Origin of the sequence: Streptomyces sp. NRRL S-1813, from assembly GCF_000719605.1 — a bacterium.
Lineage (GTDB): Bacteria > Actinomycetota > Actinomycetes > Streptomycetales > Streptomycetaceae > Streptomyces > Streptomyces decoyicus.
This window is the reverse complement of the sequence record NZ_JOHB01000010.1, coordinates 69913-83387: the sequence shown is the minus strand read 5'-3', so window position 1 is coordinate 83387 and position 13475 is coordinate 69913. Positions and strand designations below refer to the sequence as shown.

9 protein-coding genes are annotated in these 13475 nt (G+C 72.4%); 7 read left to right on the top strand and 2 right to left on the bottom strand.

The annotated features are described in order from the left end of the window. Positions 1 to 7 precede the first annotated feature (7 nt). Complete coding sequence (locus IF67_RS0117010) at positions 8 to 2125, top strand: serine/threonine-protein kinase (protein WP_030986502.1); 2118 nt, start codon at positions 8 to 10, stop codon at positions 2123 to 2125. A gap of 129 nt (positions 2126 to 2254) precedes the next feature. Here the strand turns inward: IF67_RS0117010 and IF67_RS0117005 are convergent, their stop codons facing one another. Beyond that, positions 2255 to 3562, bottom strand: a complete 1308-nt coding sequence (locus IF67_RS0117005) for a glycoside hydrolase family 27 protein (RefSeq protein WP_030986501.1) — start codon at positions 3560 to 3562, stop codon at positions 2255 to 2257. Positions 3563 to 3741: 179 nt separating this feature from the next. Between IF67_RS0117005 and IF67_RS0117000 the strand changes: the two genes are divergently transcribed. The 6 genes from IF67_RS0117000 to IF67_RS0116970 all read left to right on the top strand — a co-directional run bounded on the left by IF67_RS0117000 (position 3742) and on the right by IF67_RS0116970 (position 12134). Then, entirely contained in the window at positions 3742 to 5313 is a 1572-nt protein-coding gene (locus IF67_RS0117000; protein WP_030986499.1) for a phytoene desaturase family protein, read from the top strand. Between the two features lie 131 nt (positions 5314 to 5444). Further along, a complete protein-coding gene (locus tag IF67_RS0116995; RefSeq protein WP_030986497.1) occupies positions 5445 to 6548 on the top strand; it encodes an NAD(P)H-dependent flavin oxidoreductase in 1104 nt (367 codons plus the stop codon). Between the two features lie 19 nt (positions 6549 to 6567). Continuing rightward, positions 6568 to 8127 (top strand): acyl-CoA synthetase, encoded by a 1560-nt coding sequence (locus IF67_RS0116990; RefSeq protein WP_030986495.1) that lies wholly within the window; start codon positions 6568 to 6570, stop codon positions 8125 to 8127. 466 nt (positions 8128 to 8593) lie between these two features. Beyond that, positions 8594 to 10159, top strand: a complete 1566-nt coding sequence (locus tag IF67_RS0116980) for a fatty acyl-CoA synthetase (protein ID WP_030986494.1) — start codon at positions 8594 to 8596, stop codon at positions 10157 to 10159. 109 nt (positions 10160 to 10268) lie between these two features. After that, positions 10269 to 11069 (top strand): VOC family protein, encoded by an 801-nt coding sequence (locus IF67_RS0116975; RefSeq protein ID WP_030986492.1) that lies wholly within the window; start codon positions 10269 to 10271, stop codon positions 11067 to 11069. 228 nt (positions 11070 to 11297) lie between these two features. Beyond that, a complete protein-coding gene (locus tag IF67_RS0116970) occupies positions 11298 to 12134 on the top strand; it encodes an alpha/beta fold hydrolase (protein WP_199812737.1) in 837 nt (278 codons plus the stop codon). Here the strand turns inward: IF67_RS0116970 and paaK are convergent. Next, complete coding sequence (gene paaK, locus IF67_RS0116965; protein WP_030986490.1) at positions 12131 to 13447, bottom strand: phenylacetate--CoA ligase PaaK; 1317 nt, start codon at positions 13445 to 13447, stop codon at positions 12131 to 12133. The genes IF67_RS0116970 and paaK overlap by 4 nt on opposite strands. Positions 13448 to 13475 lie beyond the last annotated feature (28 nt).

The window sequence follows — 13475 nt, the reverse complement described above, 5'->3', positions numbered from 1 at the left end:
ATACATGGTGGCGGAAAACAGACTGATCCAACGGCGGTACCGGCTGCTCGGCACCATCGGGCGCGGCGGCATGGGGGAGGTGTGGCGGGCCCGCGACGAGTCGCTGGGCCGGCAGGTCGCGGTCAAGTGCCTCAAGCCCATGGGGCCGCGGCACGAGCCGTCGTTCCTCCAGGTGCTGCGCGAACGCTTCCGCCGCGAGGCCCGGGTCGCGGCCGCGCTCCAGCACCGCGGCATCACCGTCGTCCATGACTTCGGCGAGGACGACGGCACCCTCTTCATCGTGATGGAGCTGCTCAGCGGCCGTAACCTCAGCCAGCTCCTGGACGACAACCGCCGTCAGCCGCTGCCCGTGGCGGACCTCATGGAGATCGCCGAGCAGGTCACCGCCGCGCTTGCCTACACCCATGAACAAGCCATCGTGCACCGCGATCTGAAACCGGCCAACATCGTCCGGACCGCCGACGGCACGGTCAAGATCTGTGATTTCGGCATCGCGCGGCTCGGCCACGACATCGGCTTCACCGCCCGCCTCACCGGCACCGGCATCGCCATGGGCAGCCCGCATTACATGTCGCCCGAACAGATCGGCGCCCACGGCGTCGACCACCGCAGCGATCTCTACTCGCTCGGCTGTGTGCTGTACGAGATCGCCACCGGAGTGCCGCCGTTCGACCTGGGCGACGCCTGGGCGGTGCTCGTCGGACATCGCGACCTGGCACCGGAGCCGCCCCGTACGCTCCGGCCCGATCTGCCCGAGGCCTATGAGCGGATCGTGCTCGAACTGCTCGCCAAGGACCCCGACGACCGTCCCAGGGACGCCCACGAGCTGGGCAAACGCCTCGCCGATGCCCGCCATCCGCACCCCGGGCGGGACGTCGCGACAGGCCCGGACGAGCTGACGGTCCCCGCCCGGTGGCAGCCCACCTGGACCCGCGGCATGACCCTCGGCGCCCCCGCGGGCCTCGCCCGGCGACCGCACGGGCACGCCGCGGACGGGGCCGCCACGGTCCTCACCGATACCTGGACCGGCTGGCGCGGCGGCCCGCAGGGCGGTGAGACGCCCCCGGACGCCGGCATCGCCAGTCCGGCACCGCCGGACGACCACCGCGCCACCCTCGCCGCGCTGGCCGGCCGGCACACCGCCGCGCTGAACCTCGGCCGGCTGGGCCGCTGGGAGGAGGCGGGCGAGGCCCACCGTGTGCTCGCCGCGGAACGCGAGCGACTCCTCGGTCCCGACCACCCCGACACCCTCACCAGCCGCCTGGAGGGAGGCCATGCCGCGAGCCGTCTCGGCCGGAGCTTCGAGGCGCACCAGATCTACGCCGAGGTGCTGGCGGGCCGTGAACGTGCGCTGGGCCCCGACCACCCCGACTCGCTGAGCTGCCGCCACCAGGTCGCGCTCAACCTCGGCCGGCTGGGACGGCTGGAGGACTGCCTCGCCATGACCCATGAGGTGGCCGAGGCGCGCGCCCGGGTACTCGGCCCGCAGCACCCCGACACCCTCGCCACGCTCTTCGAACTCGCCCACGTACTGGGCAAGTTGGGCAGGTATGCGGAGGCGCTGCACACCCACAGGGACGTCGCGGCGGCGCGCACCGCCACGCTCGGCCCCGGCCACCCCGACACCCTCGCCGCCCGTTACGAGGTCGGCATCGGCCTCGGCCGGCTCGGCGACAGCGCCGGGGCCGTGGCGCTCTACCGGGACCTGGCCTCGGCCTGTGCCGTCGCCCGGAGCGCCGACGACCCGGAGACGCTGCGCGCCCGGCACGGCCTGGGCGTCAACCTCGGCCGGCAGAACCGCTGGCAGGAGGCGCTCGTGGAGGCCCGTGAAGTGGCCGCGACGCGCGGGCGGGTGCTCGGCCCCGACCACTCCGACACCCTGGTCAGCCGCCGGGAGGCCGCCGTGGCGCTGGGCTGGCTCGGCCGCTGGGACGAGGCGCTGGACCTCTACCGCGAGGTCGCGGACGCCCGCGAACAGGTCCTGGGCGCGGCCCACCTCGACACGCTGGCGAGCTACGGCGACCTCGCCCAGTGCCTGGAGCAACTGGGCAGCGCGGACGAGGCTGCCGCCCTCCACCGCCGGATCGCGGCCCTGCACCAGGAGCGCGCGGCACGCCGGCGCTAGGGGAGACCCTCAGGGGGAGCCCCCAGGGGGAGGGCGGCCGCGGTCATCCGGGCGCGGCCGGGGGACGGCTGTGCCCTGGCCGCGCCCGGATGGCGCCCGGATGCCGCCGGGCGAACCGCAGCGCCCCGGTCAGTCCGGTGTGACGCGGTAGAGCACCGTGCTGTGCGGCGGCACCTCCCGCGCCACGATCGTGTCGTCGCTGTGCGTGCGGCGGCCGGTCACCAGATCGTGCAGCCGGTAGGAGTCGGCCGCCGGCAGTCCGGCCGCGGCGGCTGTGACGGAGAGCGTGCGCGGTGCGTCGCCCGAGTTGAACAGGGCGATCGCCCGGTCGCCGTTCTTCAGCGGCTTGGCCAGCACCGCGGAGCCGTCGTCCTGCTGCACGAGGTTCCCCTGGACGCCGAGCGCATCCTGGTCGACGGCGATGACCTCCTTGTTCCCCAGCACCTTGCGTGCCGCCGGGGACAGACTGCCGACGTCGGTGCTGGAGATCAGGGGAGCGGCCATCATCGACCACAGCGACATCTGGCTCTGCATCTCCCGCGCTGTCAGGCCCGTGTCACCGGCCAGCAGGAAGTCCGGATCGTTCCAGCGGCCGGGACGCTGGAGGCCGGCCAGCCGTGCGTTGTAGCGGAAGTTGTAGACGATGGAGGACCACTTCGCGGCCGGCGTGCTCTTCTGGAGCGCCACATCGCGCCCGCCCCGCCACAGATTGCCGACCTCGGCCGACCAGCCGATGACCCGGTGCCAGACGCTGTCGCCGTCGAACTGGAAGTAGGCCGGTGCCGACACCGAGAAGGTGATCGGGCGGCCGGTGGCCCGGAGCGCACGGCTCATCTGCCCGTACAGATCCCGGTAGGTCTCCTCCTTGGAGTGCCCCGGCGCGACGGGCACATTGCAGCCGTCCGCCTTGACGTAGTCGACCTTCCAGCGGGCGAACAGCTCCGCGTCCTGCTGAAAATGGCCAAGACTGCCCGGATACTTCTCACAGGTGAGAGTGCCGACGTCCTCATAGATCCCGAACTTCAGTCCCAGCGCGTGCAGCTGCCGCCCGAGGTAGGCCATGCCGTGCGGGAACTTCGTCCGGTCGGCCGTCAGCTCCCCCTGGGGCCCGCGCTGTCGGCTCATCCAGCAGTCGTCGACGGTGACGGTGCGATAGCCCTGCCGTGCCAGCCCCGAACGGACCAGGGCACGCGCATTGTCGAGGACGACCTTCTCGTTGATGTCGCACATGTAGTACGACCAGTTGTTCCAGCCCATCGGGGGTCTGGGGGCCAGATTCGGATACGCCCCGGCGGCGTGCCGGGCGCCGGTCGCACGGACCGGACCGGCGGCGGCAGAGGCGGGCGCGGGGGCCGCGAGCAGCCCGGCGGAGCAGGCGGCGACGGCGGTCAGTCCGGCGAGGGTGCGGCCGAGGCGGGGTACCGGGGAGTGGGACACGGGTCACCTCACGGGTGGGCGGGACGGCCTGCGGAGAGGGTGGCGGGGGCGGTGCCGGGGCGGAGCACGGCCGGACGCTAGGAGCAGCCCCCTGCCCGGTCAAGAAGCCGCACCGACCCGGGGAGAGGTTTCAGCCGCCTGCACCTGGCGACCGAGATCACCGCGTGCTACCAAGGGGCATGCCGGAACGGACTTCGTATGACGCGGTCATCGTCGGCGGCGGGCACAACGGACTCGTTGCCGCCGCCTATCTCGCGCGCGCAGGGCGCAGTGTGCTGGTGCTGGAGCGGCTGGACCACACCGGTGGGGCCGCCGTGTCGACCCGGGCCTTCGCCGGGGTCGACGCCCGGCTGTCCCGTTACTCCTACCTCGTCAGCCTGCTGCCGCCGAAGATCGTGCGGGATCTCGGTCTGCGCTTCGCGGTCCGCAAACGCACCGTCTCCTCCTACACCCCCGCCGTGCGCGACGGCCGCCCCACCGGTCTCCTCGTCGGCGGCGGCGATGCCCGGACCCGTACCGCTTTCGCCGAACTCACCGGATCCGACCGGGAGTTCACCGCCTGGCAGCGCTTCTACGGCACCACCGGGCGTCTCGCCGAACGCGTCTTCCCCACCCTGACCGAGCCCCTCCCCACCCGCGCCGCGCTGCGCGCCACCGTCGACGACGACGCCACCTGGCATGCCCTGTTCGAACGTCCTCTGGGGGAGGTGGTCGAGGAGACCTTCAGCGACGACCTGGTCCGCGGGGTGGTCCTCACCGACGCCCTCATCGGCACCTTCGCCACCGCTCATGATCCGTCCCTGCGTCAGAACCGCTGTTTCCTCTACCACGTCATCGGCGGCGGCACCGGAGACTGGGACGTGCCCATCGGCGGTATGGGGGCCCTCACCGACGCGCTGGCCGACGCCGCCCGCCGGTCCGGGGCGGAGATCGTCACCGACTGCGCCGTGACCGGGATCGCGACGGACGGCCGCACCGCGGAGGTGACCTGCGACCAGGGCACCGTCGGCGCCCGCCGGGTCCTGGTCAACGCCGCCCCGCGCGAGCTGGCCCGCCTGCTGGGCGAGGCCCCGCCGCCACCCGCCGAGGGCGCCCAGCTCAAGGTCAATATGCTGCTCACCCGGCTGCCGCGGCTGCGTGACACCCGTGTGGACGCACGGGAGGCCTTCTCCGGCACGTTCCATATCGCCGAGGGCTACCGCCAACTGGAGAGCGCCTACCAACAGGCCGCGTCCGGCGCCCTCCCCTCCTCCCCGCCGTCCGAGATCTACTGCCACTCCCTCACCGACCCCTCCATCCTCGGCGCTGACCTGGTCCGCCAGGGCTACCAGACGCTCACCCTGTTCGGCCTGCACACCCCCGCCAGCCTGTTCACCGCCGACAACGACACCACCCGCGACCGCCTGCTGGCGGCCACCCTCGCCGAACTCGACACCCACCTCGCCGAACCGCTCGCCGACTGCCTGGCCCATGACGCCGACGGCCGCCCCTGCATCGAGGCCCGGTCCCCCCTCGACCTGGACCGCGAACTCGGCCTGCCGGGCGGCAACATCTTCCACCGGGACCTGGCCTTTCCCTATGCCGATCCCTCGGACGAGGCCCTCGGCGACGCCCGGTCCGCCCCGGCCCGCTGGGGCGTGGCGACCACCCACCCCAACGTCCTCCTGTGCGGGGCGGGCGCGGTACGCGGCGGGGGCGTGAGCGGCATCCCGGGACACAATGCGGCGATGGCGGTATTGGAGGAGGGGTGAGGGGCGGGGGCCGCCCGCCCCGGCGGCCCGGGACGGCCGGGGGCCGCCCGTCCCGGCGGCCGGCGCCAAGTTTCTGACGCTGCATCAGAAACGCTCTTCCCTCGTACGGCCCGCTGCGGCATCCTTCGCCCATGCAGACGGAGCTGAGCAACACGCTGGGAGTCGAGCACGCCGTCTTCGGGTTCACGCCGTTTCCCGCGGTCGCCGCGGCGATCACCCGGGCCGGCGGGTTCGGGGTGCTCGGTGCGGTCCGCTACACCGCGCCGGACGAACTGGCCCGCGACCTGGACTGGATGCAGGAGCACACCGACGGGCTGCCCTACGGGCTCGATGTGGTCATGCCCGCCAAGAAGGTGGAAGGGGTCACCGAGGCCGAGGTCGAGGCGATGATCCCACAGGGGCACCGCCGCTTCGTCACCGAGCTCCTCGACAAACACCAGGTACCGCAGCTCGCGGCGGGGGAGACGTCCGGCTGGCGGATCACCGGGTGGATGGAGCAGGTCGCCCGCACCCAGCTCGATGTGGCCTTCGACTATCCGATCAAGTTGCTGGCCAACGCCCTCGGCTCACCGCCGCCCGACATCATCCGGCGCGCCCACGACCACGGCGTCCTCGTCGCCGCGCTGGCCGGCAGCCCGCGGCACGCACGGCACCACAAGGCCGCCGGTATCGACATCGTCGTCGCCCAGGGGTACGAGGCGGGCGGGCACACCGGCGAGATCGCCACCATGGTCCTCACTCCGGAAGTCGTGGCCGCCGTCGACCCGCTGCCGGTGCTCGCCGCGGGCGGTATCGGCACCGGCGAGCAGATCGCCGCCGGACTCGCCCTCGGCGCCCAGGGCGTCTGGCTGGGCTCGCTCTGGCTGACCACCGAGGAGGCCGACCTGCACTCCCGGCGGCTGACCGCGAAACTGCTCGCCGCGGGCCCGGACGACACCGTGCGCTCCCGCGCCCTGACCGGCAAACCCGCCCGCCAGCTGCGCACCGAGTGGACCGACGCCTGGGACGATCCGAACGGTCCCGGCCCGCTGCCGATGCCGTTGCAGGGCCTGCTGGTCGCCGAGGCCAACTCCCGTATCCAGCGGCACGAGGTCGAACCGCTGCTGGGCACCCCGGTCGGCCAGATCGTCGGACGGATGAACAGCGAGCGCAGCGTACAGGCCGTCTTCGACGACCTCACCCGTGGCTTCGAGCGGGCCATCGACCGCATCAACCGCATCGCCGGACGTGCCTGATCCCGAGGAGGACAGCGGAATGACCCAAGACTCCCCACCGCCCAACGGCTTCTGGGCACAGGCCGCCGCCGACCCGGACCGTACGGTCCTGATCGCCCCGGACGGCGAGGAGTGGACCGCGGGCCGGCTGCACGCCGCGAGCAACCGGCTGGTCCACGGGCTGCGCGCGGCGGGTCTGGAGCGCGGCGACGCGTTCGCCGTGGTCCTCCCCAACGGCGTCGAGTTCTTCACCGCACATCTCGCCGCGTCCCAGGCCGGTTTCTATCTCGTCCCCGTCAACCACCATCTGGTCGGCCCGGAGATCGCCTGGATCGTCGCCGACTCCGGGGCGAAGGTGCTGATCGCGCACGAGCGGTTCGCGGAGGCGGCCCGGCACGCCGCGGACGAGGCGAAGCTGCCGGGGCCGCAGCGCCACGCCGTCGGTCACATCGACGGCTTCCGCCCGTACGCCCAGCTCCTCGACGGGCAGCCCGAGTCCGCACCCGCGGACCGGACGCTGGGCTGGGTCATGAACTACACCTCGGGCACCACGGGGCGCCCGCGCGGTATCCGCCGCCCGCTGCCCGGCACCGCACCCGAGGACGCCCACCTCGGCGGTTTCCTCGGCATCTTCGGCATCAAGCCGTTCGACGGCAATGTCCATCTGGTCTGCTCGCCGCTCTACCACACGGCCGTGCTGCAATTCGCCGGTGCCTCACTGCACCTCGGCCACCGCCTCGTCCTGATGGACAAGTGGACGCCGCAGAGCATGCTGGCCCTGATCGACGCGCACCGCTGCACCCACACGCATATGGTGCCCACCCAGTTCCACCGGCTGCTCGCACTGCCCGAGGAGGCCCGCGCGGCGTACGACGTGAGCTCGATGCGGCACGCCATTCACGGCGCCGCACCCTGCCCCGACCACGTCAAACGCGCGATGATCGACTGGTGGGGCGGCTGTGTCGAGGAGTACTACGCGGCCAGCGAGGGCGGTGGTGCCTTCGCGACCGCCGAGGACTGGCTCAAACGGCCCGGAACGGTCGGCAAGGCCTGGCCGATCAGCGAACTGGCCGTCTTCGACGACGACGGCAACCGGCTGCCCGCGGGCGAACTCGGCACCGTCTACATGAAGATGAACACCGGCGGCTTCAGCTACCACAAGGACGAGGGGAAGACGAAGAAGAACCGGATCGGTGACTTCTTCACCGTCGGCGACCTCGGATATCTGGATGCGGAGGGGTATCTCTTCCTCCGCGACCGCAAGATCGACATGATCATCTCGGGCGGGGTGAACATCTACCCCGCCGAGATCGAATCCGCCCTGCTCGGCCACCCCGCCGTCGCCGACGCGGCCGCCTTCGGCATCCCGCACGACGACTGGGGCGAGGAGGTCAAGGCCGTCGTGGAGCCCGCCGAGGGCCATGCGCCGGGGCCCGGTCTGGCCGCCGAGCTCCTGGCCCACTGTGCGCGGCAACTGGCCGGCTACAAACGGCCCAAGTCGGTCGACTTCATCACCGTCATGCCGCGCGACCCCAATGGCAAGCTCTACAAGCGCCGGCTGCGCGACCCGTACTGGGAGGGGCGGGAGCGCGCCGTGTAGCCATGCGTCCCGGACAGCCGCCGGCGGCCGGTCCCACCCCTCCGGGGACCGGCCGCCGCGGCATCGCCTGCCGTGGCCGTCAGGGGCGCACGTGCAGCACCCGCAGACCGGGCGCAGCGGCGATGTCCTTGGCGCGGAACCGCTCCGGGGCCATCCGGCCGGCCGCGTACAGTGCCACCCCGGCGAGTGGAAGAGCTCTGAGACGGTTACGGATGATTCCTCCCAATGGACGTGAGAGCAAAGGCGGTTGAGCGTACCAAGCGGTCGGTATTCCCCTCCGGGGAACCGCGGCACCACGAGGCGGGTGGCGGAGGCCGGCCGTGACATGCGGCGGGCGGCGGGGCCCCGGCAGTGACCCGAGGCGGGCGACGGGGAGCCGGCGGCAGCACGAGCGCGGGCGCTGCTGCCGTGCCGCACTCCGGTCGGGCGCCTTGACCCGGGGTGCGGGGCCGCCGAGGATCGCGCCATGACGCAAGCGCGGAGCAATACGGTCGACGGAGTCCTGCGGCGCAGCGCCCGCCGGGTGCCCGGTCGCACGGCGGTGCGGTACGCGGACCGGGCCTGGACCTATCGCGCGCTGGACGACGCGGTGACCGCCGCGGCCCGGGTGCTGCGGGCGGACGGCCTGCGGCCCGGCGACCGGGTCGCCTCCTACGGCCACAACTCGGATGCGTATCTGATCGGATTTCTGGCCTGCGCCCGAGCCGGACTGGTGCATGTGCCGGTCAACCACAGCCTCACCGGCGAGGATCTGCGCTACCTCCTGGAGCAGTCGGGCAGTGCGCTGGTGCTCACCGACGCCGCGCTCGCGCACCGGCTGCCGGACTCCGTCCGCACCATGCCCCTGTACGGGGCGCCCGACGGGCTGCTGGAGCGGCTCGCGGCCCACGACGCGCCGGACGCCGCCGGGCCGGACGCCGCCGTCCCGGCGGCCGAAGTGCACGACGACGCCCTCGTCCAACTGCTGTACACCTCGGGCACCACCGCCCTGCCCAAGGGCGCGATGATGACCCACCGTGCCCTGGTGCACGAGTACACCAGCGCCGTCGTCGCCCTCGACCTGAAGGAGACGGACCGGCCGGTTCACTCGCTCCCGCTCTACCACTCCGCGCAGATGCACGTGTTCCTGCTGCCCTACCTGGCGGTGGGCGCGGAGAACACCATCCTGGACGGACCCGACCCGGGAAAGATCTTCGACCTGGTGGAAGCGGGCCGGGCCGACAGCCTGTTCGCGCCGCCGACCGTATGGATCGCGCTGTCGCACCACCCCGGCTTCACCACCCGGGAGCTGAGCGGGCTGCGCAAGGCCTACTACGGTGCCTCGATCATGCCGGTGCCGGTCCTGGAGCGGCTCCGCGCCCGGCTGCCAGGACTCGCCTTCTACAACTGCTTCGGGCAGAGCGAGATCGGGCCGCTGGCCACTGTGCTCGGCCCCGGCGAACACGAGGGCCGGATGGACTCCTGCGGGCGTCCGGTGCTGTTCGTCGAGGCCCGGGTGGTGGACGAGGAGGGCCGGGAGGTACCGGACGGCACACGGGGTGAGGTCGTCTACCGCTCCCCTCAACTGTGCACCGGCTACTGGGACAAGCCGGAGGAGACCGCCGAGGCGTTCCGGGACGGCTGGTTCCACTCCGGCGACCTCGCCGTCCGTGACGCCGAGGGCTATTTCACGGTGGTCGACCGGGTCAAGGACGTCATCAACTCCGGCGGCGTCCTGGTCGCCTCCCGCCAGGTGGAGGACGTGCTCTACGAGCATCCGCAGGTGGCCGAGGTCGCGGTCATCGGGCTGCCGGACGAGCGCTGGATCGAGGCGGTGACCGCGGTGGTCGTACGGCGTACGGACGGTGCGGGCGGTACCGGGGACGAGGCCGGCGGGGAGGAAGCGGGGGAGGCGGAGCTGATCGCGGCGGCCCGCGCGCGCCTTGCGCCGTTCAAGGCGCCCAAACGGGTGGTGTTCGTGGACGCGCTGCCGCGCAACGCCAGCGGCAAGGTCCTCAAGCGGGAGCTGCGGGCACGGTTCGGCGCGCCCTGAGCCGGGCCCGGCACGGCGTGCGCGAAGGGCGACTGTCAGTGCCCCCTGCGATGCTGGGAATCGGCGCGAAACAGCCCTGAACACCCATCCGTGCGACGGAGGACCACCGATGCTGACGACCAATTTCGTTCCGGGCACCCCGAACTGGCTCGACCTCGGGGCCCCGGACATCGACGACGCCGTCTCCTTCTACGCCGCCGTGTTCGGCTGGACCTTCCAGTCGGCCGGACCGGACGCCGGCGGGTACGGCTTCTTCCAGCTCGACGGCAGGACGGTCGCTGCCGTGGGCCCGCTGATGGAGGAGGGCGCCGGCTCCGCCTGGACGGTGTACTTCCAGACCCCTGACGCGGACGCCACGGTCAAGGCGGTGGAGCAGGCCGGCGGCTCGGTGCGCGTCCCGCCGATGGACGTCTTCACCGCGGGCCGGCTGGCCGCCTTCACCGACCCGACCGGCGGCGACTTCGCCGTGTGGCAGCCGGGCGACGTCCAGGGCCTGGAGACGGTCATGGAGCCGAACTCCCTGTGCTGGACGGAGCTGTACACCACCGACGCGGCCGCCGCGAAGGACTTCTACCACTCGGTCTTCTCCTGGGGCCACCAGGACATGCCGATGGGCGGCGAAACGGTCTACTCCGTCGTCTCCGCACCGGGCGGCGGCAAGGACGACGACTCGGGGCACGGCGGCATCATGCAGCTGCCGAAGGAGAATCTACAGGCCGGTTCGACCTCCGAGTGGCACCCGTATTTCGGCGTCACCGACTGCGATGCCGCCTTCGCCACGGCCACCGGCCGCGGCGCCACGGTCCTGATCCCGCCCACCGACGCCCCGGGCGTCGGCCGGCTGGCCATGCTCAGGGACCCGGCAGGGGCCCCGTTCGCCCTGATTACGGGGGACCCGACGACGGCCTGAGGCGACCGCCGCCCCGCGGACGCGGCGCGGGACCGGGGCCCGCCCGTGAGCCACCGGCGCCCGCCTGCGAGGAGCCGCGCCCGCCTGCCGGACCGTACGGTCGGGAGGCCGTGCGGCGGGGCGACGCGCTCCCGGCACCGCACACACAAATGCCGGGCGCGCAGCGGTCCGCGGCGCCTATCGTCCCCGGGGCAGGGCAACGCAGGACCGTCCGAAGGAGAGAGCGCGGTGGGAGCGGTGCGGCAGGAGCGGTGGACGGCGTCAGGAGTCCGGCTCCGCCAGGTCACCTCCGGTGCCGGGCGCGGAAACTGGCTCTTCGTGCCCGGCGGACCAGGGCTGGGCTCCGAGTCCCTGCACGGCCTGGTGACGGCGGCCCAGGTCCCCGGAGCCGCCTGGCTGGTCGATCTGCCCGGCGACGGCTCCAACCGCGACCGTCCCGCGATTCCCGCCGACCCCTACGCCCACTGGCCGGGAGTCCTGACGGAGGCCGCGCAGGCGCTGGACGACGTGGTGATGGTCGGCCACTCCACCGGCGGCATGTTCCTGCTGTCCGTCCCGGAACTCGCGGCACAGCTCACGGGCCTGGCGCTGATCAGCAGCGCCCCGCACGCCGGCTGGCGCCCCGCCTTCGCCCGCTACGCCCAGGACCACCCGCTCCCCGGAGTCGACACCGCCGCCGAGCGCCATGCCCGGCAGCCGGACGACCAGACCCTGCGTGCCCTGACGCTGGCCGCCGCGCCATGGAATTTCAGCCCGTCCGCGGCCGCCGACGGCCGGGCCCTCCTTGCGGGCCTCCCGTACTGCCATGGCGCGGTGGCCTGGGCCGACGCCCACTTCGACGACAGCTACCGGGCCCGCTGGACACCACGGACCCTGCCGACCCTGATCGTCAGCGGCAGCCGGGACCACATCGTCGACCAGCGGCTCTGGCAGGACGAGCCCGGCTTCCACGGTCCGCGCATCCTGCACCGCCGGATCGGGGAAGCCGGCCATTTCCCGTGGATCGAGAACCCCGAAGCCGTCCGGGCGGCCTTCGCCGACCTCGCCGGCCTGCTGCTTCCCTAGGCCGAATCCCGCGGCCGGGCGTCCACAATGCGCTTGATCTTGCCGACCGAGCGCTCCAGGGTCTCCGGGTCGACGATCTCCACCGCGACCGTGACCCCGATCCCGTCCTTGACGCCGCGTGCGATCAGCCCGGCGGCCACCGTGCGCACCTCAGGGCTCGCGTCCGGCCGGGCCTCGGCGCGCACGGTCAGCCGGTCCATCCGGCCCTCCCGGGTCAGCTTCAGCTGGAAGTGCGGGGCGACCCCGGGCGTCCGCAGCACGATCTCCTCGACCTGTGCGGGGAAGAGATTGACCCCCCGCAGAATGATCATGTCGTCGCAGCGCCCGGTGATCTTCTCCATCCGGCGGAAGGCGGCCCGCGCGGTACCGGGCAGCAGCCGGGTCAGATCCCGGGTGCGATAGCGGATGACCGGCATCGCTTCCTTGGTGAGGGAGGTGAACACCAGCTCGCCGTGCGCCCCCTCCGGCAGTACCTCGCCGGTGATCGGGTCGACCACCTCCGGATAGAAGTGGTCCTCCCAGATGTGGAGCCCGTCCTTGGTCTCCACACACTCCTGGGCGACGCCCGGGCCCATGACCTCCGACAGGCCGTAGATGTCCACGGCGTCGATCGCGAACCGTTCCTCGATCTCGCGGCGCATCTCCTGCGTCCAGGGCTCGGCGCCGAAGACGCCCACCTTGAGCGAGGTCGTACGGGGATCGACGCCCTGCCGCTCGAACTCGTCCAGCAGAGTGAGCATGTAGGACGGCGTGACCATGATGATCTCGGGCCGGAAGTCCTGGATGATCTGCACCTGCCGGCTGGTCATCCCGCCGGACGCCGGTACGACCGTGCAGCCGAGCCGCTCCGCGCCGTAGTGGGCGCCCAGCCCGCCGGTGAACAGCCCGTATCCGTAGGCGATATGCACGGTGTGACCGGGCCGCCCGCCGGCCGCGTGGAGGGAACGGGCGACGACATCCGCCCAGTGCGACAGATCGCGCTCGGTGTAGCCGACGACCGTCGGGCGGCCCGTGGTGCCGCTGGAGGCATGGAGCCGGCGCACCTGCTCCTTGGGGACGGCGAACATCCCGAAGGGGTACTGGGCGCGCAGATCGTCCTTGACGGTGAACGGGAAGCGGGCGAGGTCGCCGAGCGAGCGGCAGTCCTGCGGATGCACCCCGGCCCGGTCGAAGGACTCCCGGTAGAACGGGACGTGGTCATAGGCGTGCTGCAACGAGGCGCGCAGCCGTGTCAGTTGCAGGGTGTGCAACGCCTCCGCGGAGAGTCGTTCCGCATCGTCGAACGTCTCACTGCCCATAGCCGCTTCCGGCATGGAGTTCACCGCCTCGTGTCCCTACCGA

Excerpts from the sequence above, each read along its gene's own strand:
- IF67_RS0116995 (WP_030986497.1), top strand. The coding sequence starts at position 5,445 with ATGCAGACGGAGCTGAGCAACACGCTGGGAGTCGAGCACGCCGTCTTC.
- paaK (WP_030986490.1), bottom strand. The coding sequence starts at position 13,447 with ATGCCGGAAGCGGCTATGGGCAGTGAGACGTTCGACGATGCGGAACGA.
- IF67_RS0116975 (WP_030986492.1), top strand. The coding sequence starts at position 10,269 with ATGCTGACGACCAATTTCGTTCCGGGCACCCCGAACTGGCTCGACCTC.
- IF67_RS0116980 (WP_030986494.1), top strand. The coding sequence starts at position 8,594 with ATGACGCAAGCGCGGAGCAATACGGTCGACGGAGTCCTGCGGCGCAGC.
- IF67_RS0116990 (WP_030986495.1), top strand. The coding sequence starts at position 6,568 with ATGACCCAAGACTCCCCACCGCCCAACGGCTTCTGGGCACAGGCCGCC.
- IF67_RS0117000 (WP_030986499.1), top strand. The coding sequence starts at position 3,742 with ATGCCGGAACGGACTTCGTATGACGCGGTCATCGTCGGCGGCGGGCAC.